The organism is Colwellia asteriadis (assembly GCF_039523295.1).
Lineage (GTDB): Bacteria > Pseudomonadota > Gammaproteobacteria > Enterobacterales > Alteromonadaceae > Colwellia > Colwellia asteriadis.
On sequence record NZ_BAAAFA010000001.1, the window covers coordinates 24,520 to 48,578 of the forward strand.

22 protein-coding genes and 1 pseudogene are annotated in these 24,059 nt (G+C 38.1%); 14 read left to right on the forward strand and 9 right to left on the reverse strand.

Going from position 1 to position 24,059, the window contains the following annotated elements:
• Positions 1–28: 28 nt before the first annotated feature.
• The 3 genes from ileS to murJ all read right to left on the reverse strand — a co-directional run bounded on the left by ileS (position 29) and on the right by murJ (position 5,636).
• Complete coding sequence (ileS, locus tag ABD005_RS00105; RefSeq protein ID WP_343813455.1) at positions 29–2,866, reverse strand: isoleucine--tRNA ligase; 2,838 nt, start codon at positions 2,864–2,866, stop codon at positions 29–31.
• Positions 2,867–3,002: 136 nt separating this feature from the next.
• Complete coding sequence (ribF, locus tag ABD005_RS00110) at positions 3,003–3,923, reverse strand: bifunctional riboflavin kinase/FAD synthetase (RefSeq protein WP_215979519.1); 921 nt, start codon at positions 3,921–3,923, stop codon at positions 3,003–3,005.
• A gap of 117 nt (positions 3,924–4,040) precedes the next feature.
• Positions 4,041–5,636 (reverse strand): murein biosynthesis integral membrane protein MurJ, encoded by a 1,596-nt coding sequence (gene murJ / locus ABD005_RS00115; protein ID WP_343813460.1) that lies wholly within the window; start codon positions 5,634–5,636, stop codon positions 4,041–4,043.
• A 293-nt stretch (positions 5,637–5,929) separates the two neighbouring features.
• On the opposite strand from murJ, the gene rpsT reads away from it, so the two are divergent.
• The 4 genes from rpsT (at position 5,930) to ABD005_RS00135 (ending at position 11,371) form a co-directional block, all read left to right on the forward strand.
• Positions 5,930–6,190: a 30S ribosomal protein S20 gene (gene rpsT / locus ABD005_RS00120; RefSeq protein ID WP_215979521.1), complete on the forward strand. Its 261-nt coding sequence runs from the start codon at positions 5,930–5,932 to the stop codon at positions 6,188–6,190.
• A 185-nt stretch (positions 6,191–6,375) separates the two neighbouring features.
• Entirely contained in the window at positions 6,376–8,061 is a 1,686-nt protein-coding gene (locus tag ABD005_RS00125) for a dipeptidyl-peptidase 3 family protein (RefSeq protein ID WP_343813464.1), read from the forward strand.
• A 437-nt stretch (positions 8,062–8,498) separates the two neighbouring features.
• Complete coding sequence (locus tag ABD005_RS00130; protein ID WP_343813467.1) at positions 8,499–10,835, forward strand: S8 family serine peptidase; 2,337 nt, start codon at positions 8,499–8,501, stop codon at positions 10,833–10,835.
• Between the two features lie 2 nt (positions 10,836–10,837).
• Positions 10,838–11,371, forward strand: coding sequence for a hypothetical protein (locus ABD005_RS00135; RefSeq protein ID WP_343813470.1), 534 nt, complete (start codon positions 10,838–10,840; stop codon positions 11,369–11,371).
• Between the two features lie 155 nt (positions 11,372–11,526).
• On the opposite strand, the gene ABD005_RS00140 is transcribed toward ABD005_RS00135, so the two are convergent.
• Complete coding sequence (locus ABD005_RS00140; protein ID WP_343813473.1) at positions 11,527–11,952, reverse strand: DUF3010 family protein; 426 nt, start codon at positions 11,950–11,952, stop codon at positions 11,527–11,529.
• Between the two features lie 130 nt (positions 11,953–12,082).
• On the opposite strand from ABD005_RS00140, the gene ABD005_RS00145 reads away from it, so the two are divergent.
• Both ABD005_RS00145 and ABD005_RS00150 read left to right on the forward strand, forming a co-directional pair.
• The gene (locus tag ABD005_RS00145; RefSeq protein ID WP_343813476.1) at positions 12,083–12,808 is read left to right on the forward strand and encodes an SDR family NAD(P)-dependent oxidoreductase; all 726 of its coding nucleotides are present in this window, start codon (positions 12,083–12,085) and stop codon (positions 12,806–12,808) included.
• A 68-nt stretch (positions 12,809–12,876) separates the two neighbouring features.
• Positions 12,877–13,761, forward strand: a complete 885-nt coding sequence (locus tag ABD005_RS00150) for an amidohydrolase family protein (protein ID WP_343813479.1) — start codon at positions 12,877–12,879, stop codon at positions 13,759–13,761.
• A gap of 22 nt (positions 13,762–13,783) precedes the next feature.
• Here ABD005_RS00150 and ABD005_RS00155 read toward each other — a convergent pair whose 3' ends face one another.
• From ABD005_RS00155 to ABD005_RS00165, 3 genes are all read right to left on the reverse strand, one after another.
• A complete protein-coding gene (locus ABD005_RS00155; protein ID WP_215979529.1) occupies positions 13,784–14,959 on the reverse strand; it encodes a mandelate racemase/muconate lactonizing enzyme family protein in 1,176 nt (391 codons plus the stop codon).
• Between the two features lie 136 nt (positions 14,960–15,095).
• Positions 15,096–15,866, reverse strand: a complete 771-nt coding sequence (locus ABD005_RS00160; RefSeq protein ID WP_343813484.1) for a class II aldolase/adducin family protein — start codon at positions 15,864–15,866, stop codon at positions 15,096–15,098.
• 77 nt (positions 15,867–15,943) lie between these two features.
• On the reverse strand, positions 15,944–16,117 hold the full coding sequence (locus tag ABD005_RS00165; RefSeq protein WP_215979531.1) for a hypothetical protein: 174 nt from the start codon (positions 16,115–16,117) through the stop codon (positions 15,944–15,946).
• A 97-nt stretch (positions 16,118–16,214) separates the two neighbouring features.
• Here ABD005_RS00165 and ABD005_RS00170 point away from each other — a divergent pair, with 97 nt between their 5' ends.
• The 3 genes from ABD005_RS00170 (at position 16,215) to ABD005_RS00180 (ending at position 19,027) form a co-directional block, all read left to right on the forward strand.
• Positions 16,215–17,441: a threonine/serine exporter family protein gene (locus tag ABD005_RS00170; protein ID WP_215979532.1), complete on the forward strand. Its 1,227-nt coding sequence runs from the start codon at positions 16,215–16,217 to the stop codon at positions 17,439–17,441.
• 194 nt (positions 17,442–17,635) lie between these two features.
• Complete coding sequence (locus ABD005_RS00175; RefSeq protein WP_252738832.1) at positions 17,636–18,508, forward strand: hypothetical protein; 873 nt, start codon at positions 17,636–17,638, stop codon at positions 18,506–18,508.
• 324 nt (positions 18,509–18,832) lie between these two features.
• A complete protein-coding gene (locus tag ABD005_RS00180; RefSeq protein ID WP_215979533.1) occupies positions 18,833–19,027 on the forward strand; it encodes a (2Fe-2S)-binding protein in 195 nt (64 codons plus the stop codon).
• A gap of 12 nt (positions 19,028–19,039) precedes the next feature.
• Here the strand turns inward: ABD005_RS00180 and bfr (ABD005_RS00185) are convergent, their stop codons facing one another.
• Both bfr (ABD005_RS00185) and bfr (ABD005_RS00190) read right to left on the reverse strand, forming a co-directional pair.
• Positions 19,040–19,513, reverse strand: coding sequence for a bacterioferritin (gene bfr / locus ABD005_RS00185; protein ID WP_343813495.1), 474 nt, complete (start codon positions 19,511–19,513; stop codon positions 19,040–19,042).
• A 12-nt stretch (positions 19,514–19,525) separates the two neighbouring features.
• A complete protein-coding gene (bfr, locus tag ABD005_RS00190) occupies positions 19,526–20,011 on the reverse strand; it encodes a bacterioferritin (protein WP_215979535.1) in 486 nt (161 codons plus the stop codon).
• A 226-nt stretch (positions 20,012–20,237) separates the two neighbouring features.
• Between bfr (ABD005_RS00190) and ABD005_RS00195 the strand changes: the two are divergent.
• From ABD005_RS00195 to ABD005_RS00215, 5 genes and pseudogenes are all read left to right on the forward strand, one after another.
• Positions 20,238–20,422, forward strand: a pseudogene (locus ABD005_RS00195) (hypothetical protein); the annotation flags it as partial.
• A 248-nt stretch (positions 20,423–20,670) separates the two neighbouring features.
• Positions 20,671–21,504 carry an ABC transporter ATP-binding protein gene (locus ABD005_RS00200; protein ID WP_343813500.1) on the forward strand — a complete coding sequence of 278 codons (834 nt, stop codon included), beginning with the start codon at positions 20,671–20,673 and terminating at the stop codon, positions 21,502–21,504.
• Positions 21,497–22,480: a FecCD family ABC transporter permease gene (locus ABD005_RS00205; protein WP_343813503.1), complete on the forward strand. Its 984-nt coding sequence runs from the start codon at positions 21,497–21,499 to the stop codon at positions 22,478–22,480. Before ABD005_RS00200 ends, ABD005_RS00205 begins: the two co-directional genes overlap by 8 nt.
• A 53-nt stretch (positions 22,481–22,533) precedes the next feature.
• Complete coding sequence (gene cobO / locus ABD005_RS00210; protein WP_343813505.1) at positions 22,534–23,121, forward strand: cob(I)yrinic acid a,c-diamide adenosyltransferase; 588 nt, start codon at positions 22,534–22,536, stop codon at positions 23,119–23,121.
• A 40-nt stretch (positions 23,122–23,161) separates the two neighbouring features.
• A complete protein-coding gene (locus ABD005_RS00215; RefSeq protein WP_343813507.1) occupies positions 23,162–24,010 on the forward strand; it encodes a cobalamin-binding protein in 849 nt (282 codons plus the stop codon).
• Positions 24,011–24,059: the final 49 nt, after the last annotated feature.

Genomic DNA, 24,059 nt, shown 5'->3' on the forward strand with positions numbered 1-24,059 from the left:
ACTGTCGTGGCTTTTATTTAGCAGTAAATTAAGCGAATTGACGTACTTCGCCTTCGCCATCAACATTAGTGATACAACGACCACATAGCTCTGGGTGCTTTTCGTTAGCGCCAATATCAGCGGTAACGTGCCAACAACGATCACATTTATCGCCTTCAGCTGCTGAAACACTAACCCATAACCCTTCAACTTCAGTGGCAGTAGCACCTTCTGGTGCTTGTGACACTTCTTCAATAGTCGCACTAGAAGTAATAAGCACAAAACGAAGTTCATCACCTAACAAAGTTAATTTTTTAGCTAGTGCTGAAGTTGCAAATAAGGTCACTTGCGCTTCTAGTGCTTTACCTACAACTTTTTCTTTACGAGCTAGCTCTAGTGTTCGGTTTACTTCACTACGCACTTGCAACAATTCAGTCCAGTATTCATTACCTAACTCACTACCTTCAGGCATAGTCACTAAACCATCAAACCAAACACCCGTAAATACAAACTCATCTCGCTCACCTTCTGCTGGCGCTGGTAATGCTTGCCAAATTTCTTGCGCGGTAAATGACAAAATAGGAGCCATCCAAGCTGTCATAGCTTCCGCAATTAAGTACATAGCCGTTTGACATGAGCGACGCGCGTTTGAATCGCTTTTAGCGGTATATTGTCTGTCTTTAATAATATCTAAATAAAAACCACCAAGCTCGTTTGTACAGAAGTTCATAAGCTTATGTACCACAACATGGAACTCATACTCATCGTAAGCGCTAATGATTTCTTCTTGTAAACGTGCCGCTTTATCAACAACCCAACGGTCAAGTGCTACCATGTCATCAAAAGCTACGGTGTGATTAGCTGGCTCAAAACCATTTAAGTTAGATAGTAAGAAACGTGAGGTATTACGGATACGACGGTACGCATCAGCTTGACGTTTAAATATTTCATCTGACACAGTAATTTCTTGTGTATAGTTAACCGATGCAGTCCAAAGGCGTAAAATATCAGCACCTAAGGTTTTAGTAATACTTGATGGCTCTACCACATTGCCTAATGACTTAGACATTTTGTGACCTTTAACATCAACAGTAAAACCGTGAGTAAGTACTTGCTTATACGGAGCCTTACCATTCATAGCGACTGATGAAATCATAGATGACATGAACCAACCACGATGTTGATCTGAGCCTTCAAGGTATAAATCAGCAATACCGTCAAACTCTTCACGTGCATTAATAACAGACTCATGGGTAGTGCCCGAATCAAACCATACATCTAAGGTGTCAGGTACTTTTATATATTCTTTAGCGTCATCACCGATAAGTTCACTCGGCTCTAAATCGAACCATGCTTGAATGCCTTCTTTTTCTACGCGCTGAGCAACTTCTTCAATCAGTTCAATACTACGTGGGTGTAATGCGCCTGTATCTTGATGAATGAATAATGCCATAGGCACGCCCCAGGTACGTTGACGTGAAATACACCAATCGGGACGACCTTCAACCATAGACTCTATTCGGCGTTGCCCCCAATCAGGAATCCACTGTGTTTTTTCAATTTCATTTAACGAGTCTTGACGTAAGCCTTTATTATCCATGCTGATAAACCACTGCGGTGTAGCACGGAAAATCAATGGTGTTTTATGACGCCAGCAATGTGGATAAGAATGCTCTAAAGCGTGATGATGTACTAAAGCACCTTTTTCTTTCAATAACTCAACAATACTAGCATTAGCTTTGAAAACATGTTGCCCGGCAACTAATGGAGTATCTTCAAGATATACACCGTTTGCGCCTACAGGGTTCGCCACTTCAAGGTTATATAATTTACCAACCACGAAATCTTCTACACCATGTCCAGGTGCCGTATGTACACAACCAGTACCTGAATCAGTAGTTACATGATCACCTAAAATAACAGGCACTGTGAAGTCATAAAGTGGATGCTGGCATTGTACTAGTTCAAGTTCATTACCTTTACATAAGCCCAGTGTTTGAAAGTTCTCAAAACCAAAACGTTCCATACAAGAGCTAACTAAATCTGTAGCAAAAATTAAACGTTGTTTTTGGCCATCAATTTCACACTGAACTAAGCTATATTCAACATCTGGGTGTACTGAAATCGCACGGTTAGCAGGCAATGTCCAAGGCGTAGTTGTCCAAATAACAATGCCAATATCACCTTCACCCGCTTGAGTATCAAGTAAAGAGAACTTATCAGCAACCGCTGGGTCATTAATGGTAAATTTGACATCGATCGCAGGAGATTGCTTATCTTTGTATTCAACCTCAGCTTCCGCCAAAGACGAACCACAATCTGTACACCAATGCACGGGTTTAAAGCCCTGATGCAAGTGACCATTTTCAGCAATTTTACCTAATGAACGAATAATATTAGCTTCAGTATCAAAATCCATCGTTAAGTAAGGTTTTTCCCAGTCAGCAAAAATACCTAAACGCTTAAAATCTTCACGTTGACCATTAACTTGCTTAGCGGCATATTCACGACACTTTTTACGAAAATCGCTAGCACTAATTTTATGGCCTGGCTTACCAACTTTTTTCTCGACCATAAGTTCAATAGGTAAACCATGACAATCCCAACCAGGTACAAAAGGTGAGTTAAAGTCAGACAAGGTTTTTGACTTAACAATAATATCTTTTAAAATTTTATTTACAGCATGACCTAAATGAATATTACCATTTGCATACGGAGGACCATCATGCAAAATAAAAGATTTTTTACCTTTTTTAGCAGCACGAATTTTTGCATAAAGATCTTTTGACGCCCAGTCTTTAAGCATATTGGGTTCACGGTTTGCCATGTTTCCTTTCATCGCGAAAGAAGTATCTGGCAAGTTAAGAGTATGTTTGTAATCGCTCATCTAAATCATTATCCGTTTAATATTGGTTGATAGTTATAATGTATAGTTATAAATACCAACCGAGTTTATAACTGTTTAATTTATGAATTTTGTCATGCTACGCTATTAACGTAGGCTTAAGTAAAATAATAACGTGTTAACTTAAGGCTTTTTTTGCTTGCTCACTGTCTTGGCTAATTTGCGCCGTTAATGCCTCAAGCGTATCAAACTTCATTACTGAACGAAGTTTCTTTTTAATAATTACTTCAATACATTGTCCGTATAAATCATCACTAAAATCAAACAAATGCACTTCAAGCTGTTGTCTAATACCATTAACGGTTGGTCTAGCACCAATATTGGCAACGCCGCCAAATAATCCTTTTTCGGTATTTACATTAACCGCATAAACACCATTTAAAGGCGATACTCGTCTTTTGAGTAAAACATTTGCCGTTGGAAAGCCTAATTGACGCCCACGCTTATCGCCATGAAAAACACGTCCAATAATCGCATACTCTCGACCAAGCATGTAACGGACATCGTCCAGTTTATTTTGCTCTAAGGCACTGCGAATAGCGGTAGAGCTGATACGGCAATCAGCCATTTTATAGCTTTGGGTGTCACTTACATCAAAACCAAACTGCTTCCCAGCCTGTCGCAACATATCAAAATTGCCAACGCGATTTTTACCAAAGTGAAAGTCATCACCAACAATTAAATGTCTAATACCTAACTTATTTACTAATAACTGCTCAATAAAGTGCTCTGCAGTTTGGCTTGCAAAAGCTCTAGTAAAATTAACACATATCAGACGCTCTACGCCCAACTTAGCAAGCAAAGTATATTTATCTCTTAATCGACACAACCTAGCAGGCGCATTTTTAGGTGAAAATAGCTCTTGTGGTTGTGGCTCAAAAACTAACACAGCGGCCACACAGTTCAATGCACGCGCTTTTTCAACTAATGCTTTAATAACCTGCTGATGCCCTAAATGCACACCATCAAAGTTACCAATAGTTAACACACAGCCGTGATGCTCTGCTTGAATATTATGTATACCGCGAACTAGCTGCATCGAGTAATCAAACCTGACTTCAATAGAAGATAAATTAATACTTAAAAATAAATCGACGAATTATATACCAGCGAGTTTGAATAATCAGTACCTTGAGTGTTTTATTTCAACATAATTTTACTGGTTACTCACCTTGAAATCATTCATCCGCACTCCAAGTAATGTAATAGCAGCAAGATAACTTAACGCTCCTGCAACAATACATAAGGTAACCTGTTGAAGTCGTTCAGCAAATGTCATAGCAACCCACACATTAAAATCACCAGAAAGCTGAGCAACCACTAACGCCATAACTCCAGCACTGAGTACTAATTTACCAATAAATACTAATGTTTTATTTGATAGCTGATAAACCCCTTGCGCTTTTAACCCGCGATACAGCAAATAAGCATTTAAAGTTGCCGATAACGTAGTCGCTAGCGCTAAACCAACAAAACCTAAAAATGGCGCTAACATCAAATTAAAAAACATATTAGCGACCATAGCGATAATCCCTATTTTAACGGGTGTTTTTGTATCTTGTCTTGCGTAAAACCCCGGTGCTAAAATTTTAATAAACATAAAACTAAGCAAGCCTGAAAGGTAAGCGAAAAGTGCCATAGTGACTTGTAAAACATCAGTTTGCGTGAATTCTCCGCGCATAAACAGTAGCATAATAATAGGCTGAGCCAATATCATAAGCCCTGCAAAGGCTGGCCAGCCAAATAGGCAAATAATTTTAATTCCCCAATCGAGCGTGGCGGTAAATTCTTTCGGGCTATTATTACTATGTAATTTAGCTAAACTCGGCAAAATTACCGTTGCAATACCAATTCCAAAAAGCCCTAAAGGAAACTCCAACATCCGATCAGCATAATAAAGCCAACTAATAGAGCCAAAGGCTAAAAAACTGGCAATCAATGTATCAAACAACAAATTAATCTGTGTTACCGAGACACCAAACAAGGCAGGAATAATTAGCTTACGAATTTTTTGTACGCCTTCACTTTGCCAAGCCCATTTAGGTTTAACCAACATCCCCGCTTTATAGAGAAATGGCAGTTGAAATAAAAACTGTATCAAACCACCTAAAAAAACGCCCCACGCTAAAGCATGTGCAGGGCTTTGTGTATATGGCGAACCATAAATGGCCATAAGAATAATGGCTATATTGAGCAATACTGGCGTAAAAGCGGCAACCGCAAACTTGCCCATTGTATTTAGTACCGCGCCGGCAAGTGCGGTAAAACTAATAAACCAAAGATAAGGGAAAGTAATTTTTAATAAGCTTGCCGCAAGGTCAAATCGCTCGCCACCGGGGGCATCATTAAACCACTCGATAAACCAGCCAAAGCCAAATAACATCACAATAAGTGGCGATGCCAACATACCAAATAAAGTCACCCAAGTAACAATAACGCCTAAAGTGCCTGATACTTGCGCAATCAATAAACGGGTTTTTTCATGCTGATTTTCCGTTCCAGTGAGCTTAGCATTTTCTTCATCTTTTACTTGATATTCACTTAATACCGGGACAAATGCTTGGGCAAAAGCTCCTTCGGCAAAAAGTCGGCGTAAAAAGTTTGGGATTTTATTGGCGAATAAAAAAACATCAGATACCGCACCTGCCCCCATAAAATTTGCAATAACAACATCACGAACAAGACCAAGTACACGCGATATCAATGTCATCAGACTTACAATTAGCCCTGATCTGATCAGCTTTTTACTCAAAAAACACCCCGAGAAATGAAACAACGTAAAGTATGTGGCCTAACATCGCCAAGCGCTGCCAAGCACAATTAAAAATAATCACTATTATGTGATGATTTTACCTATTTAAACAATGTATACTTACGACTGTTCACAACAATGTATCCTGAATAAATTTCAGGCATAATTTATATTCTTTTTTTAATTGCCCATTTTTTTACAAGAGCGTAATTAAAAATTTGACAATCGGCTCAAAAACAGGCATATTCTCTCGCCTTAAATTTAAGCTTATAATCATTCTTTAGGAGTTCACCTTGGCTAACTCAAAGCAAGCTAAGAAGCGCGCAACACAATCTGAAAAGCGCCGTCAACATAATGCAAGTCGTCGTTCAATGATGCGTACTTTAGTTAAAAAAGTAATCGCTGCAATTGAAGCTGGTGACAAAGAAGTAGCAACAAAAGAACTTGCTGCTGCAACACCAATTTTAGATCGTTACGCATCTAAAGGTCTTATCCATAAAAACAAAGCTGCTCGTAGTAAGAGCCGTTTAAACGCAGCAATTAAAGCACTTTAATTACTGTTGTTTTTAGGAAACCTTTAAAAAGCCGGCTTATGCCGGTTTTTTTATATCTCAAAATTAGTTCTCCGACTTTTATTACGCTTACAATAAGTTTACAGCCTACTTTCTCTTATTAGGTAGTTGCACTTAAATACATTTTTTCTTAACCTCACTACAAACGTTTATTACTGGACTTTGCTATGAAAACCAACTCTTTCTCTAAAATTGCTACGGCTATATTTATAAGCTGTATTGCATTAACTGCTTGTAACTCTGATGATTCAGCAGCTGAAAACTCATTAACACAACAAAATACAGCTTCAGTTACCTTATTAGCTGGCTTTGAAAATCGTCTCGATATTTATAAAGAAGTTACTTTAACTGCTGACTTAGAACATTTATCAAGCAACCAAAAGAGAATGCTGTCGTTATTAATAGATGCTTCTAAAATAATGGATGATTTATTTTGGCAACAAGCCTTTGCGCAAGATAAAGCCACATTTCTTGCTAGTATCAATGATGAAAAAGTCAGACGTTTTGCCGAAATAAATTACGGCCCTTGGGATAGACTTGATGGTGATAAAGTATTTCTTAGCCAATACACTCCCAAAAATCCTGGTGCAGAGTTTTATCCTGCCGACATCACTAAGGCTGAGTTTGAACAAGCCGCAATAGAAGATAAAAAAGGACTCTATTCTATTATCCATAGAGACGAACAAGGAGCATTAAGTACTATCGCCTACTCTGAGGTTTATCATGAACAGCTAACCCGTGCTGCAGTGATACTAAAGGAAGCAGCAAAGTATGCTGACGATAAAGAGTTTGCTAATTACTTAACATTACGCGCACAAGCCCTACTTAGTGATGAGTACCAAGTATCAGACTTTGCTTGGATGGATATGAAAAATAACTTAATTGATGTAGTTATTGGCCCAATAGAAAGTTATGAAGATCAACTTTATGGCTATCGTGCAGCTTTTGAGTCATATGTATTAATCAAAGATACGGTTTGGAGTAAAAAGCTCGAGAAATATGCGGAGTATTTACCTGAATTACAAAAAGGTTTACCTGTAGCTCAAAAATACAAAGCCGAAGTACCAGGCTCAGATGCTGACCTTAATGCTTACGATGTTGTTTATTATGCTGGCCACTCAAACGCTGGTGGTAAAACCATTGCAATTAACTTACCTAATGATGAGGAAGTACAGTTAAAGAAAGGTACACGACGTCTACAGTTAAAAAACGCTATGCAAGCAAAGTTTGATGCTATTATGCTGCCTATAGCACAAACACTTATTGTGCCCGAGCAGCGCAACAACGTTACTTTTACGGGCTTTTTCGCCAATACCATGTTTCACGAAGTTGCCCATGGTTTAGGCATTAAAAACACCATTAATGATAAAGGCCCTGTAAGGCAAGCACTGCAAGAGCACGCTTCGGCACTTGAAGAAGGCAAAGCTGATATTCTTGGCTTATATATGATTAAACAGCTGTTAGAGAAAGGCGTAATTACTGAAGGTAAGTTAGAAGAATATTACACGACCTTTATGGCGGGGATCTTCCGTTCAATTCGTTTTGGCGCAACCTCCGCTCACGGTAAAGCAAACATGGTACGCTTTAATTATTTTCAAGAGCAAGGCGCATTTAGCCGAAATGAGCAAGGTTTATATAGTGTCAATATGGACAAAATGACAAGCGCGATCAACTCGTTATCTGAGCTTATTTTGACGTTACAAGGTAATGGCGATTATCAAGGTGTTGACGCATTAGTTAAAAAAAGTGGCAATATTGGTGAAGTGTTAGCTGCTGATTTAGCGCGTTTAGAAACGGCTAACATACCTGTAGACATTACCTTCAAACAAGGCAAAGACGTTTTAGGGTTATAATTACGCTGTTTATTCTATCAAAGCACTTACTCTGTAAAAAAATCATAGATAAGTGCTTTATTCTTATTTTAATAGCCCGCCTTACACTAACTTCTCTGATTTATATTTCTCCTTTATTGTGTTTTTTTAAACTATTGGCTTTTTAAGTGAATAATTTGGAGATATACCTAAAGCGATTTTCCTTTAAAAACGTGGAGGTAATTAAATAAATATTTTGCCTAAATTAGCAGCACACTAAATTTCCATACAAACAGAGCCTACCCTAATACATTGAAAAAAAAGGCTATTTAAATATATTTTTCATCTGGCGTTTCCCGTAAACCTTTAGGTGTAAATATTATGTTGCATAAATGAGAATCAGAGGTAAGCGTTGTGTTGTCAGGTATTTACATTTCCGTTATATTCAAATCAAACCAAATAAAAATAATAGGAAAAACATGAAGAATAATCTGAAATTATCAATATTATCGACTGCTATTTTAGTTACATTAGCCGGTTGTGGTAGTGACTCAAAAAACTCTACCTCTGAAAATAAACAACCAATAGCGAATAACGTAACGGTTAATGATGTGAAACAATGGATCCCTGTTACAGGAACCATTAATGCCGGTAATGTGAATGTAAATACGCTAGCGATTTCTATTATGGAAAACGGACAAAGTATTACCGGTGATAATGGTGTTTACAAACTTAATCACGGCGTCTTAGTGTTAAAAGGGTTAAATTTCACCTATACGCCTCTAACAGGCGAAGATACTAAAATAGATTACACTATTTCAGAGAAAGGAAAGTCATCTTCAGCTGTTATTGAAATTACAGGGGTTACTGGTGACCCTTTAGTTAACCAACAATGGCACTTAAGAAATACGGGTCAAAAGGCTTACGCATTAAGTGATGAGATGAAAGCTGGCTTAGTTGACCTTTATGTGGGTCGTGGACAATCAGAAGAGGAGGCAACTGAAAGAGTTAATGGCTGGTTCGAAGATGAAGAAGCTAAGTTAATTCCTAACGAAGATATCAATGTATTAGGTGCCTATGCTCAAGGCGTCACCGGTGAAGGTGTTATAGCGGTTGTAGTAGATTCAGGTCTTGAAATTCGACATGAAGATTTAGAACCTAATGTTCTGCCTAATCGCTCTCTTAATTTAAATATTGATTCACTAGATAAAACAGATCCAACACCTACATCAATTACCGGCGATCATGGTACTAGTGTTGCAGGACTAATTGCTGCAAAAGGTTGGAATGGTTTAGGTGGACAAGGTGTTTCACCTGATACTAGCCTTATTGGCATGAACTATTTAGGCACAGATAAGGTTCCTCAAAAAGACTATTTAATTCATGGCTTCCCTGGTAGCGGAATCTCAAAACACGACAATGTTGGTGTATTTAACCGTAGTTACGGCCTAGGGTGGCCTACACATTTTAGCTACTCTGAACTAGATGAAGAAATAGAGTCTTACCCTAACCTTATGCTTCGTAATGGTAAAGGCGCTGTAACAATGAAATCAAGCGGTAACTCTTTTGCTGATGATGGTAATGAAGGTACATTATGTGAAGACAATGGTGCTAATAATTTAGGGCTAACTTGTTACAATGCGGCGTTTGAGTCAAGTCAAGTTCACCCATACTATTTAAGTGTTGCCGCAGTAAATACCGATGGTAAACACACCAGTTACTCCGCAGCAGGTGCCAATGTATTTGTTTCTGCGCCATCGGGGGAATATGGCCGATATGCACCCGCAATGGTTACCACTGACCAAATGACTTGTTTAAGTGGTTACTCTGGCTTTACCGGCCGTTCTATTGCTGCATGGACAGCAGCTTACGGAGAAGATTTCACTAAATCTCAATACCCATTTAACTTCCCTGGTCACGACGACAATGTGTCTTGTAACTATACTTCAACATTTAATGGTACCTCTTCTGCAGCACCGAATGCTTCAGGAGTTGTATCACTCATTTTATCAGCTAATCCAGAGCTAACATGGCGTGATGTTCGTCACATTCTTGCTTCAACAAGCACTAAAAACGATCCTGAAAATGAAGCAGTTACTTTCAAAGTTGGCGATACAGACTTCGTTGCTCACCAAGGTTGGATAGAAAACGCAGCGGGATTCAATTTCAACAACTTATATGGTTTCGGTCGTGTTAACGCAGGTGAAGCAGTAGCAATGGCTAAAGCTTACTCTCAAGATTTAGGTGAACAAGTGATTACTGACTGGATAGGCTCAGGCTCTGCTGTAACCAATGCAGACGGTGCTCAAGAAACAGCCATGACAATGGCAATTCCTGATAATGATGCTGAAGGCTTAGTTTATAAAATAGACGTAACAGAAGAATTAAACCTAGAAGCAATGCAGTTTAAGTTTGATATCAGTAACGTTGATATGATGTACGGTTTAATTGATGGCACGCAAACAACAGCAGGTATGGATTTAGCGATTGAAGTAACATCACCTTCTGGTACAAAGAGTGTAATACTTTCTTCTAAACAGGCAATTACTTACCCTGCATACTCTTCAGATAATGGAGAGCAACCAGGTTACATATTTAAAGATGGTGTATTTCTTTCAAATGCTTTCTATGGTGAGTCAAGTAAAGGTGAGTGGAGTATTCGCATACTCGATACAAGCGCCGAAAGCTTTCAAACATCAGACGGCGGTCAAAGTGACTGGGGCTTTACTGGCTACACTAATAACGCATCAGCAAGTATTTTAGAAGGTATTGCAATTAGAGCTTATGGCAATACTTCTCAAGAAGTAGGAGAATAATTATGAAATTTAACAAAATAGCTTTATTAACAGCAAGTGTACTTCTATCAACATCAGTAATAGCACAAGTCAATGCTGACAGAGATTTACTAACTCCGACAAGCAGCACCACTAAACATACAGTGCAAAAAGCTGACTTTGGCTCATACAAGGTAGAAAGAAACTTAGCTTATATTCCAACCTCTGTTGCAAGCTCGGATATAGTGATTGCAACTAAAGGCTCAATGGCATTAGTTAACGCTAGCTCTCCGGTAACAAATGTTACAAAAGGCACCCTAGTGAGAAATACGCTAACCAATGAAGTATCACCACTATCTGGTAATATTTCTGTATTATTAAAGCCAGGTGTTTCTGCAGGTGATGTTAGCTCAGAGACAGGGTTAACCCTCGTATCTGCTTATGCTGGAACTAAAATAGCGGTATTTAAAGTGACTGGCTCTCAAGACTTAATTGAAGAGAGTAAGAAACTAAAAGCGAGTGGCTTAGTAAAAGTAGCCCGAATTGAAGTATTAGAGGTAATGCATAAAGAAGAGTAATTATTCTTAAGACTCTGTAACAGGTTTGATTACAGGGTTCTTGCTAACAATAAAATGGCGCATTAATATGCGCCATTTTTATATCTACTGAACCGTTCATTAAGTAAAGCAGTTCATTCAAAAGCTCAATCAAGCACCAAAGAATATCTTATAAATTAAAGCGACTCTAAATAAGAAAAAACCGTTTCAAATGCTTGTTCTTGATATTGCTTTAAACCTGTATCACGAAAATCAATATCAATTTGGCTCTTCGTTAACTCTTTTTTAATAAATGATGCCGACAAAATGTTTACTTGTAACTCACTAATCAGTTGGATTGCCGCTTCAAGTTTAAAACCAACAGGCCCACCTGAAAATTTTCCTTTTAATGCACGCCCTTTAATAAGTACATCAGTTACCTGGTAGTCTTCCATCAACTTTGCAAACGTGAATTGAAACTTCTGCATTTGCTCAGCATCACCAGCATCATCAAGGTGAATTTTTTGTACGCGCGTATGAGGAATATCATACAAATTATTTTCTTTTGTCATAATACAAATAATTGCATCATTACCCTTTAATTCAACACCACATGCTCTCATGAAAAAACCTCTTTAAACTAATTACCACTATTATACACGCAAACCTAGAAAAGAAGACAATGGAAGTTAATTAGTCTTGCGCGTATCATAGGCAATGATAAAAATTGATAAAATAATTAAGTGAAGAATAATGACCAAAGTATGTGTAATTACAGGCGGTAGCTCAGGTATTGGCTTGAGCATAGTAAAATTATTTATTGAAAATAATTACCGCGTATTTAACTTAGACCTGACCCCTTCGTCAACTGGCGACTTTTGCCAATGCGATGTCACTGATGTCACACAAGTACGCAACATAATTGATCATATTGCCAGTGAGCATACCATTGATGTATTAGTTTCTAATGCTGGTATTCACTTTTCAGCTAATATAGAAAATACCTCAGAAGAAGCATTAGAAAAAGTATTTAACATAAATGTTAAGGGCGCTTATGCCGCAATAAAGTCTGTATTACCTCATATGAAAACACAGCACAGTGGCAGTATTATTTTAATGGCCTCAGATCAAGCACTTATTGCTAAACACAACTCTTTTGCTTATAACCTATCAAAAGCAGCGCTAGCTTCAATAGCTAAAACAACAGCCCTTGATTACGCAAGCTTTAACATTCGCGCCAATGCTGTATGCCCAGGCACCATTGAAACCCCTTTATATCATAATGCCATTAATAACTATTGCGATAAATCTGGAGCAGACAAAACCCAAGTACATGCCGAAGAAGCGGCACTACAACCACTGAACCGTTTAGGGCAACCTGAAGAAGTAGCAGAGCTCGTATTATTTTTAGCCTCTGATAACGCTAAATTTATTACCGGTAGTTTGCAGGTAATTGACGGTGGTTATACCGCTCAGTAACCCCGAACTAATATGAAGTGCGTTATAAATAACTTAATACGTGAGAAGCTAGGTAATTTCCTCTAACAATGAAAATATTCGACCCACATATACATTTATTTGACTTAACTCAAGGTGATTACCATTGGCTGAAAAGCCAAAACCCTCCATTTTGGTCCGACAAAGCGCTTATCAACAATAGCTTTTCAGAACAAAGTTTAGTGCTGCAGCCGCCCTTAACGTTAGCTGGCTTTGTGCATATTGAAGCTGGCTTTAATAATGATGAGCCTTGGCAAGAAATCAATTACTTAGAGCAAAGCTGTAATAAACCGTTCGCCAGTGTCGCTAACATTGATTTACTAGCAACATCAGAGCGCTTCATCGAAACATTAAATAAGCTTATCTCTTATCAATCGCTCGTTGGAGTTCGACATATTTTAGACGAGCAAGCTCATGCTATTTTGACCAATGAACAGGCGTTAATAAATTTTAAAAACTTAAATAAATACGCACTGATTTTTGAAGTGCAGTTACCGCTCGCCGATACAAACAAGGCAACACGCGAAGCACTAGTAAAGGTTATTCACGATAATCCAAATACCCAGTTCGTTATTAATCATAGTGGCTTTCCGCCCATGGATATATCATCAAAGCATTGGCAACAGTGGCTTGAAAATCTAGCCTCGCTAGCTGAATTGACGAACACAGTAATAAAATGTTCAGGTTGGGAGATGTGTAGTAGAAATTACAATGAGCAATGGCTTAGTCAATGTTTAGAAGGTGTAGTTGATATATTTGGCATTAAGCGCGTAATGTTAGCCAGTAATTTTCCGCTATGTTTATTTAGTCAGCAAAGTTATCACGATTATTGGCATACTATAGCCAACAGTACTTTTCTCAGTCTTTGCAGCCCACAACAAAAAAACGCATTGCTTTGTGGCAATGCGCTTAAATGGTATCAAGTAAAAAAATAATGAATGCTGTTAACGTATTAGCTTACTTAATAGTAACGTGCGGCGAACGCTTAACTACGTCATCATTTAATTCAATACCAATTCCAGGTACTTCAGTAACTTGGAAAAATCCATCAACCGGTTGTGGGTCTTGTATACATAGCTCTCGGTTCCAGTCTTTAATTGCATAAGTATGATGTTCATGAATTAAGAAATTAGGGATCGCAGTCTCTAAATGAAGCGAGGCTGCGGTTGCTACAGGCCCACCACAGACATGGGCTTGAATACGAATATCATATACATCAGCATAATCGCATACTTTTTTGGCTTCGGTAAAACCGCCACATAAACCAACATCAGGTTGTAATACATCAATACTTTGATCTTCAAAATAAGGACGTACATCCCAGCGGTGATATAATCGTTCACCGCCAGCAATAGGTACATTAACGTTATCTGATACTTTCTTATGTACTGCTGGGTTTAAGTAATTAACTGGCTCTTCATACATCATACAGTCAACTTCTTCGACTATTTTGCCCATTTGTATTGCTGAGGCTGCGCCCATTAATGAATGTGATTCAAAAATAATATCAACGTCACTTCCAACAGCATCGCGAATAGCACGTAGTCGGTCACCAAATAAACGTAATTGTGGACGGGTAAATAACTTAGTTCTATCGAACGATGAACTACCGTCTAGGTTATAAACAATAGGGTCTACTTTCACCGCATCATAGCCTTGAGCAACGGCTTTTAATGCTGCCTCGGCATATTCTGCAGGCTCAATAAGTTTTTTAATGTCGCTGTCCCAGTCAAACTGTAACTGACTTGCATAAGTGCGTAATTTATCATTCACTTTACCGCCAAGTAATTGGTAAACAGGTACGCCTAACGCTTTACCTTTAATATCCCAAAGGGCGGTATCAATAGCGCTCATGGCTGAGTACAGTACAGGACCGCCACCTAGACCCCAAAAGCTCTCACGTAACATACGTGACCATAACAGTTCGGTATTAAAAGGGTTAAAACCAATAAGTACCGCTTCAGCGATTTCTTTAATCATTGCCGCAGCGGCACTGTGACCCCAGTCGTACGCTAGCCCAGCCTCACCCACACCGCTAATACCTTCATCGGTATGAATACGAATAAAAACAGGGTTCCAAGCGGTACGCTTAGGGCAATGAATATCAAATACTTCAACATGGGTAATTTTCATTTTATTCTCGGTCGTTATGTACATTATTAAGTTATCAGGCAGAGACTAACCAACGCTCTGCATAACCATTAATGTCGGTGTAAAAGTGAATATAAAAACATAGTAGTACTAATTAAAAATTATGATTTACTGTGCTTTACGTGGCAAAGTTAGGATCATTTCGATAAACGCGACGCACCATGGCTGGCCATGCCTTTTGTCCGCCAGTTTCACCGCTATGAACAATATTGGCTTGCGCTTTAATCCCATCAATAATGCTTTGTGGCGCGTAAATAGGTTTCATACCCGTAGCCATAACTTGTAACTGAACTTGGCAAGCACGGGTTAAGTCGTACATATGCATAAATGCATCACCAATAGTTTTCCCCATGGTAAGTGCGCCATGGTTACGCAGTAACATAAAGTTTTTATCGCCCAGGTCTTGTTGCAAGCGTAATCTTTCGTCATCGTTTACTGCTAAACCTTCGTAATCGTGATAACTCATTGAGGCCAGCGCAAACATTGAATATTGGCTTAAAGGTAATAAACCTTCAGCTAAACTGGCAACAGCAATGGTTTCATTGGTATGTACGTGTAAAGCACAAATATCATCATGACGCACTTCATGCACGGCACTATGAATAGTGAAGCCCGCAGGGTTGATGGTAAACGGCGAGTCTTTATCGATCACATTACCTGCCATATCAATTTTGACTAAATTGGAGGCGGTGATTTCCTCAAATGCCATACCAAAAGCATTAATCAATACATGCTCAGTATTAGGTATACGCACAGAAATATGGGTATGAATAAGGTCGTCCCACCCATGCATTTGCAATAAACGATAGCATGCTGCTAAATCAACACGTAACTGCCATTCTTGTTCTGATACATTATTTTTTAAGTTTACTATTGGCAAATCATGCACGGTATCAAGCCTTTAAATTATATAAGCGTCGTTATTTTCTAATTTTACCTGATTGCTATAAATCAATAAAGTTGACTTTAGAACATCGCCTTAATTAACCCAGCAGTTAATGAAATAAAGACTAAAATCACTAAAATTTTTCCGTATTTACTTTGTTGCTTTTCATCAATAGGACTACCGAAACGCTCACCTAAAATCACCATTAGCGCCACAGCCCCAAAGACACAAGCTAGTATTATTAATAACGTCATTTATATTTCCTTTTCATCATAAAATAAGTTTTTTATATCGTGATTTTGTAAAATCGATTACCATAGCACACAGTACCAGCAATTGCTCTTTACTCCTATGTCACAAATAGATGATTTCCACCAAAAACGCCGTTTTATCATTCGCTTAGGGAAAGCGTTACATAAGCTAGGCTCCACCGCCTACCGTTTAGAAGATAACCTATTATCGATAGCACACTTTCTTGATATTCGTGCGTCGTTTATTATCACCCCGACGGCATTAACCTTTATTTTATCTGATGAGGAAGATGTTCAGCAATATAATCACTTAATACGCGTTAAACCTGGCGATGTTGATTTAGGTTCATTAGCACGTATTGATGAACTCGTTGATGAACTCGTCAATGGTGAACGAACTTTAGATGAAGCGATTGAACGATTAGATGAAATAAAAGATAAACCTGCTCCTTATGGTACGTTATTAACCTTTGTTGCTTTTGGCGCTTCTAGTGGCGCTTTTGCTATGCTAATGCATACCAGCTGGCACGATGTTTTTTGGGCTACGTTACTCGGTTGGCTTATTTTTGGGTTTGTATTGTGGGCCGAACGTTCGCGTAGAATGACCGAATTACTTGAGCCACTATCAGCATTAGTCGCGGCACTGTTAGCCTCGCTCATTTCTATTTATGATCCTACGATAAATATCCCTATGGTTATTCTATCAACCATTATTGTTTTTATCCCTGGGCTATCACTTACTGTTGGACTCTCTGAATTAGCAGCTCGGCACTTAATGTCGGGTACTGCACGTATAATGGATGGCGCGATGATGCTATTCAAACTTTATTTTGGCGCAGTCTTAGGTATGGCATTAGGTAAAGTACTATGGGGAGAAGCTGTTTTTGTTCAGCCAGAAACACTACCCGTATGGACTTCGTGGTTAGCGGTAACAACATTATGTAGCTGCTTAGTTATTTTATTTAGAGTGCGAATAAAAGATGCGCCTTGGGGGATTATCTCAGGTTATATTGCCTTTGGTGGGAGCATATGGGCCAGTGAATATTTAGGTGTCGCTTTAGGGGCTTTTGTTGGTGCCTTTGCTTTAGGTTTATACAGTAATTTGTTTTCACGTATTATGAACTTACCATCAAGTATAGTACGCCTACTTGGCTTGGTTGTACTGGTACCGGGCTCTAAAGTTTACATTGGTTTAAATAGCGCTGTTTCTGGTCAACACATGCTTAATGTGCCAGATTTAGGCTCGCAAACATTTTTAATCTTTATGTCATTAGTTGCTGGAATTATTTTTTCTAACGCGGTTATTCCCCACAGAAAAACTTTATAACCGTTCAAAACGTCAGCAATTACTTAGTGTTTGTTATTAATATTATAAATAACAAACACTAACAAATACTCCTCTATTACCCCTTCTGCTCAGTAAGATGTCCCCCTTTTTCTTTCTAAATACAATTCGAGTTAAACTAAAAATATTTAACCTTTAGGCTATACTTGATACAGAGTCCTCTGAAAGATAGCCGTATGTCTACTAAAATGTTGTTACTGCTAGTCTCATTTAACTTCTATGCTTATGCTACTAGCCCTCCCATTATTAATATCACCATTGAAGCTGATATATACGACTATACACAGGAAATATTAGCGGGTAAGTCCCCTTTAGAAATAGATGACTTTTCTGGCGAGCATGCACAACGTGATGTAATTGAAGTTATTTTAGTGCAACAAGCTTTGGCGTTAGGTGGAATTGAGCTTAACTTCCAGTTTACCACTGGCCATTATGATTCAAGAAACATAAGACTATTACAACAAGGGTTGCTATTAATTAACTTTGATTCTATGTGGCTTTCTTCTGTTGAAAGGCTTCAAGAAGATATATATATCTCCGATCCCTTAATACGTAAAGGGGAGTACTGGGCAGGGTTATATACGTCAGTAGAAAAAGTAAACACCTTAAAAATAAACTCATTAGCTGACTTACAACAGTTAACTATAACGTCAAATAAACATTGGCCCGTAGATTGGGAAACGCTATCAAAAATAAAACCTAAAAAGCTTATTCACCAAGAAGAGTGGGTCTCTATGGCAAAACTGGTAAGTTTAGGCTGGATTGATATCATGCTAGCCCCTTTTACTCATAGCAAACCTTTTAGCTATCAGGGGGAGCAGTACAAAATAATGGCAATAGAAGGAGTGAAAATCGCTTTAAATGACAGTAGACATATTATTGTTTCTAAAAAGCACCCTTATGGAGAAAGAACGTTTAATGCCCTACAGAAAGGTTTAAAAATCTTACGAAAACGCGGCACAATAACCAAAGCTTATCAACAATCAGGCTTTTTTAATGAGCAGGTTAAAAATTGGCATATCATTAATGCTGAGATGCTAAATGACTGAATAAAGATCTAACGAGTAAAATTAACTTATGTGTAATCCATAAAATATAACGTTCAGCCAATGCCTCCTGTTAAGACTTCCTGTTAATTCTTGGTTATTACTCACTCATTAATTAATTAAATTTTTTAATTGAATCTAAAAACTAGATTTTAATAAAAAACGATTTAATACAACAATTTGAAATAAAAACATTCCCAGTACAGCAAAGACGCAATACCTCAACATAGTAACACCAACAAAAACCTTATTGATAACAATTACCATTAAGGTTATTATGTAGTTCTATTAATTACACAATTGTAAGCAATCAACGACCTATAAATTATGTATATCTGTATTTGTCATGGTGTTACTGATACACAAATAGAAGCAGCCATTGAGAATGGCTCTACAACCTTACAACAGCTCAATAAAGAGCTAAAGGTTGGATCTCAATGCGGAAAATGCTGTCAGTGCACAAAACGCGTATTGAATAAAAAGTTAAACCAAATAGCAGTGCAAGAATTGCAAGTGGCGTAAGTCAGCTAATGTTTAATCAGCCTTCATCATTGACTGTAAATAGTTTTCTATACCCGCATTATCAATAATATATTGCTGTGCCTCAATCCAGTCGATTTGCTCTTCAACGTTTTCTAATAAGTCCTCCCCTAAATCACGACTAATATAGTCTTGGGCTTTTTCACTTTCGCTAATAAGCAGTTGCAATGATTCCCTAGAAACATATTCTAAATCCATATTAGCTTGCAACATTTCACTGGTGTGCTCACCAATACGTAAGCGACCTAAATCTTGTAAATTAGGTAACCCTTCTAGAAATAATATTCTTTCAATCAAATCATCTGCTTGTTTCATTTTTTCAATAGAGATTTTATAGTCTGCTTTATTAAGCCCGTTAAGCCCCCAATTTTTATACATTCTAGCGTGTAAAAAATATTGATTAATGGCTATTAATTCAATGCCTAACGCCTTATTGAGTAAGGCTATAATACGAGTATTACCTTTCATATTTTAACTCCTTTAACCTGGTAAGTGACTACCCATATAAGATTGAATATAATTTTGTAAGCCAATTTTATCGATTAAGCCAAGTTGCTTCTCTAACCAGTAGACATGGTCTTCTTCGGTATCTACCAGTAACTTTTCTAGCATTTCCCGACTTTGATAATCTCCTTCACTTTCACATAAACTAATACAATCTTTTAGCGCTGAAACCACTTCCATTTCTAAGATTAAATCGTTCTTCAGCATTGAGGGTACGTCATTACCAATAATTAAATCGCGTCTGTCTTTTAGATTAGGCGTGCCTTCTAAAAATAATATGCGTTTTATTAGCGCATCCGCATGGGTAATTTCTTCTTGCATTTCATGATCTAACTGATCAAATAGCTTATCTAAGCCCCAGTCTTGATACATACGTGAATGAATAAAATATTGATCTATTGCTGCTAACTCATTATGTAACAGCGCATTCAAGCTCGAAATCACTTTGCTATTGCCTTTCATGTCCCTCTCCAAAAATTTAAAAGTAAACACTTTAAGGCTAGTTGATAAACAATTATTTTTCGAATAAAAAAACAACAAAAACTTAATTAACCCTCTATTTTACAAGTGAAAATTATTACTATTAAGATTATTAATATACTCGGACTGTTGATCTTTCACGGTTTAATTTTGTTCGTTCTAAAAGGACTTTAATCGCGGCGAGTAGCGTGTAGCGTGTAGCCTAGTCATTCTAAGCAAATACTGCTCAACAAAGCGTAAAACGCTTTTAGCCGAACCCTTCGGCAGCGTTTGTTAGTCATTTTTACAGCGTTATCGCCTTTTTAGTTAACGCTACATGACAAAGGCTCTGCCTTGTATAAATACTTAACAATTCGCTGCAAAAATAATCTCGAAAGATCAACAGCCCCTAATAAAATAAAACTATTTCACTTCAATCGACATAAGCCTGTAAGTCGCTACTTACCAGTCAAAGATTGTCAGTATCTAACATTAAAGATACAATTGACGTCAATATACCCTTGCTCTTAGCGAAGATGGGCGAAGCCATCACTGTACCCGCAACTGTGAATGATTTTTGAGCGAAGAAGCTTCATGATCAAAGTCAGATAGCTAAGCAAACAACATTATCATTATTACCGTGCGGGAAAACACGAGCGCCTATGTCAGCACTACTCAATGTCAGCCAATTAAGCTGGCGCACTAGCCATACTTGTATTTTGCAAGATATTTCCTTAACGATTACCAAAGGCGAAGTCATTGGTATTATTGGTCCAAATGGTGCTGGCAAAACAAGTTTATTACGCTGTTTAATCAACCAGAATAATATACTCACAAAAAGTGGCTTGTCAGGCTCCGTACACTTAAAGAATAAAAATATTATTAACTACTCCACTAAAGAGTTAGCGCAACACTTTGCTTTGGTGATGCAAAAACCTGACCCTATCTTTGCCTTATCTGTACAAGATGTATTGAAAATGGGTTTGTTACCTCATAAATCGATTTTTTCATTAGAGAGCGATCACGACCGCGGAAAAATTAATAACGCGTTAAGCAAAGTTGGTTTACTCCATATGCTAAACAACAATTTTGCAACGCTATCAGGGGGGGAGCAACAAAGAGTATTAATAGCCCGCGCCTTAGTGCAATCGCCACAAATTCTGATATTAGATGAGCCAACTAACCATTTAGATGCATTCTATCAACATCAGTTATTACATCTGATCAGCAAACTTAATATCACCGTCATTATGACAGTACACGACCTTAATTTGGCCAGTAGCTATTGTCAGCGATTATTACTCCTTAACAAAGGGAAACTCATTAGTGATGGCACACCCGAGCAAGTTTTAACCGAGACACAATTGCACAATGTCTTTGGCTTACCATGCCAGCAAAAAGTCAATGAAATTACCGGCTCTACTCAGGTTTCTTTTTACTTACCTGAAACTCAACGTGCCAACAATACCAGTACGGTGAATACTCATCATGAATAAAGTTATTTTATTAGTCACACTATTTGTTTTGATGTTAATTTCTGGTTTTATCGCGCTTTCTTTTGGGCCTGCAAATATTACGTCAGCACAGCTGATGAGTTGCTTTATTGATACATGCCACAACAAGGTTACTGATGTTGTTGTTTGGCAGGTACGTACGCCTAGAATATTAGTGGCTATGGCCGCTGGTATGGGATTAGCTATTGCGGGGGCTATTTTACAAAACACCACCCGAAACCCGCTCGCCGACCCATACCTTTTTGGTATTGTTTCAGGAGCTGGACTTGGTGCAACCATCGCTAATATCACTTTGGCTGACAACCTAACAGTTGCCCTGCCCTTAGCAGCATTTTTAGGCGCCCTGTTCTCCGTCGTGATTGTGTTATTTATTGCTAAGTTACTACAGCGTATGGAGCAACTTTTACTTGCTGGCGTGGCAGTTTCATTTATGCTTGCCTCTATTACACAATTCATTCTTTACTTTGGTGAGCCTTACGCCACCAATCGCGTTATATTCTGGATGATGGGCAGTTTATCGCGTGTTGAGATGAGTAATTTTTACGTGATTTCCAGCATATTACTCATCGCCTTATTTACGATTTTAATATTACATAGACAAATAGATGCACTATTACTTGGCGATGAAAGTGCGGCAAGCTTAGGGGTTAATGTTGATAAATTACGACTATTAATGCTTGGCATTTGCGCTGCTCTTACCGCTACTATTGTCGCTTATTGTGGCGGTATTGGCTTTGTTGGCCTGATGATTCCTCACATTGTGCGGCAAATAGTTGGCGTCACCACCCTTAAACTCATTTTAGGCAGTGCATTAATTGGCGCTATATTTTTAATATGGGTTGATGTTGTCGCGCGCTCAGCATTAGCCAACGCAGAAATTCCTATTGGTATTATTACCTCAGCCTTAGGTAGTATATTTTTCTTATTTATTATGTACCGCACCCGTATCGCTACTTAATATAGGAATTAGGTAACACTAACGATAAACATAACTTATTAAAGAGATGAAAAATGACAGATAACCATAAACAACGCATGCAAAAATTAAAAGATAAAGTTGATGAGCGCATAGAAAGTGCCACAGAAGAACGCGGCTTACTAATTGTTATAACTGGCAACGGTAAAGGAAAAAGCACCTCCGGGTTTGGCACAGTAGCGCGCGCTGTTGGGCACGGATTAAATGCTGCAGTAGTACAATTTATTAAAGGAACTTGGGCCTGCGGCGAACGACAGTTACTCGAAAATGCGGGCGTTAAATTTGAAGTAATGGGAACGGGCTTTACATGGAATACGCAAGATAAAGAAAAAGACACTATAGCTGCACAAAAATCATGGAGTAAAACCAAAGACTTATTACAAGATAAGAGTATTGACGTAGTACTACTTGACGAGCTGACTTATATGGTTGCTTATAAATATATTGAATTAGCTGATGTACTCAGTGCACTGAAGAACAGACCTATAAATCAACATGTTATTATTACAGGTCGTGGTTGTCATCGAGAATTGATTGAATTAGCCGATACCGTAAGTGAAGTGCAATCAGTTAAACATGCCTTTGATAATGGTGTCAAAGCGCAAAAAGGGATTGATTGGTAATGCAAGTATCTCTGCAATACATTCTTATTGAGAAAATAATATGAACATAAAACCTATCCGATTGCTTACCGCTTTATTACTGAGTGTTTTATTATCCTTAAACAGCTACGCGAACGATAACACTAAAAAACCTAGCATCATTGCCCTTTCACCACACATTGTTGAAATGCTCTATGATGTTGGTGCTGGCGAGCAAATTATAGGTACCACCGCACATGCAGACTACCCCGAACAAGCAAAAAACATTCCTCGTATTGGTAATTACATTCGTTTGCAAATAGAGCGAGTAATTGAGCTACAACCCGACTTAATCATTGCTTGGAAAAGTGGTAACCCGAGTGATGATTTAGCTCGATTAGAGCAACTTGGCTTTACTATTGTTTACTCTCAACCTCACTCTTTTCAAGATATAGCGACAGAAATGCGCTATTTTGCCGAAATTGCTGGCCATAAAGCGCAAGGTGAACGCATTACTGCTGCATTTGAAGATAAATTGACGAACATCATTAGTAGCTATAAAAATAAAACACCAATTATTGGCTTTTATGAGCTCTGGTCAAGACCTCTAACAACCGTTGCCCAAAATAGCTGGCCACAACAGTTTATGGATATTTGTAAAGTAGAAAATCCCTTTAAGCAGGTTACAACACCTTACCCACAAGTAAATATTGAACAAGTTATTCCAATGTCTGTACAACTCATTATTCAACCACGCTCGGCTAGTCAAAGTGACTTAGAAGGCTTTAATTGGCCCAATTGGCAGGTAATACCTGCGGTAGCCAATAATAAAATAATTAAACCGGATGCCGACGGTTTACATAGAATGACTTTAAGAAGCTTAACTGCACTACAGAGCTTATGTGCTGAAGTCGATTTAATAAGGCAGTAATGCCGTTGCTTGAAATACGCTTTACTACCGGTACATCAGTCTTATCTAA

What these genes read in the sequence shown, in the direction of transcription:
- bfr (WP_215979535.1), bottom strand. Translation starts at nt 20,011, where the DNA reads ATGAAAGGCAATAGCAAAGTGATTTCGAGCTTGAATGCGCTGTTACAT.
- ABD005_RS00180 (WP_215979533.1), top strand. Translation starts at nt 18,833, where the DNA reads ATGTATATCTGTATTTGTCATGGTGTTACTGATACACAAATAGAAGCA.
- ABD005_RS00155 (WP_215979529.1), bottom strand. Translation starts at nt 14,959, where the DNA reads ATGAAAATTACCCATGTTGAAGTATTTGATATTCATTGCCCTAAGCGT.
- ABD005_RS00170 (WP_215979532.1), top strand. Translation starts at nt 16,215, where the DNA reads ATGTCACAAATAGATGATTTCCACCAAAAACGCCGTTTTATCATTCGC.
- bfr (WP_343813495.1), bottom strand. Translation starts at nt 19,513, where the DNA reads ATGAAAGGTAATACTCGTATTATAGCCTTACTCAATAAGGCGTTAGGC.
- ABD005_RS00140 (WP_343813473.1), bottom strand. Translation starts at nt 11,952, where the DNA reads ATGAGAGCATGTGGTGTTGAATTAAAGGGTAATGATGCAATTATTTGT.
- cobO (WP_343813505.1), top strand. Translation starts at nt 22,534, where the DNA reads ATGACAGATAACCATAAACAACGCATGCAAAAATTAAAAGATAAAGTT.
- ABD005_RS00215 (WP_343813507.1), top strand. Translation starts at nt 23,162, where the DNA reads ATGAACATAAAACCTATCCGATTGCTTACCGCTTTATTACTGAGTGTT.
- ABD005_RS00175 (WP_252738832.1), top strand. Translation starts at nt 17,636, where the DNA reads ATGTCTACTAAAATGTTGTTACTGCTAGTCTCATTTAACTTCTATGCT.
- ABD005_RS00125 (WP_343813464.1), top strand. Translation starts at nt 6,376, where the DNA reads ATGAAAACCAACTCTTTCTCTAAAATTGCTACGGCTATATTTATAAGC.
- ABD005_RS00205 (WP_343813503.1), top strand. Translation starts at nt 21,497, where the DNA reads ATGAATAAAGTTATTTTATTAGTCACACTATTTGTTTTGATGTTAATT.
- ABD005_RS00165 (WP_215979531.1), bottom strand. Translation starts at nt 16,117, where the DNA reads ATGACGTTATTAATAATACTAGCTTGTGTCTTTGGGGCTGTGGCGCTA.
- ABD005_RS00135 (WP_343813470.1), top strand. Translation starts at nt 10,838, where the DNA reads ATGAAATTTAACAAAATAGCTTTATTAACAGCAAGTGTACTTCTATCA.
- ABD005_RS00200 (WP_343813500.1), top strand. Translation starts at nt 20,671, where the DNA reads ATGTCAGCACTACTCAATGTCAGCCAATTAAGCTGGCGCACTAGCCAT.
- ribF (WP_215979519.1), bottom strand. Translation starts at nt 3,923, where the DNA reads ATGCAGCTAGTTCGCGGTATACATAATATTCAAGCAGAGCATCACGGC.
- ABD005_RS00145 (WP_343813476.1), top strand. Translation starts at nt 12,083, where the DNA reads ATGACCAAAGTATGTGTAATTACAGGCGGTAGCTCAGGTATTGGCTTG.
- ABD005_RS00150 (WP_343813479.1), top strand. Translation starts at nt 12,877, where the DNA reads ATGAAAATATTCGACCCACATATACATTTATTTGACTTAACTCAAGGT.
- ABD005_RS00130 (WP_343813467.1), top strand. Translation starts at nt 8,499, where the DNA reads ATGAAGAATAATCTGAAATTATCAATATTATCGACTGCTATTTTAGTT.
- ileS (WP_343813455.1), bottom strand. Translation starts at nt 2,866, where the DNA reads ATGAGCGATTACAAACATACTCTTAACTTGCCAGATACTTCTTTCGCG.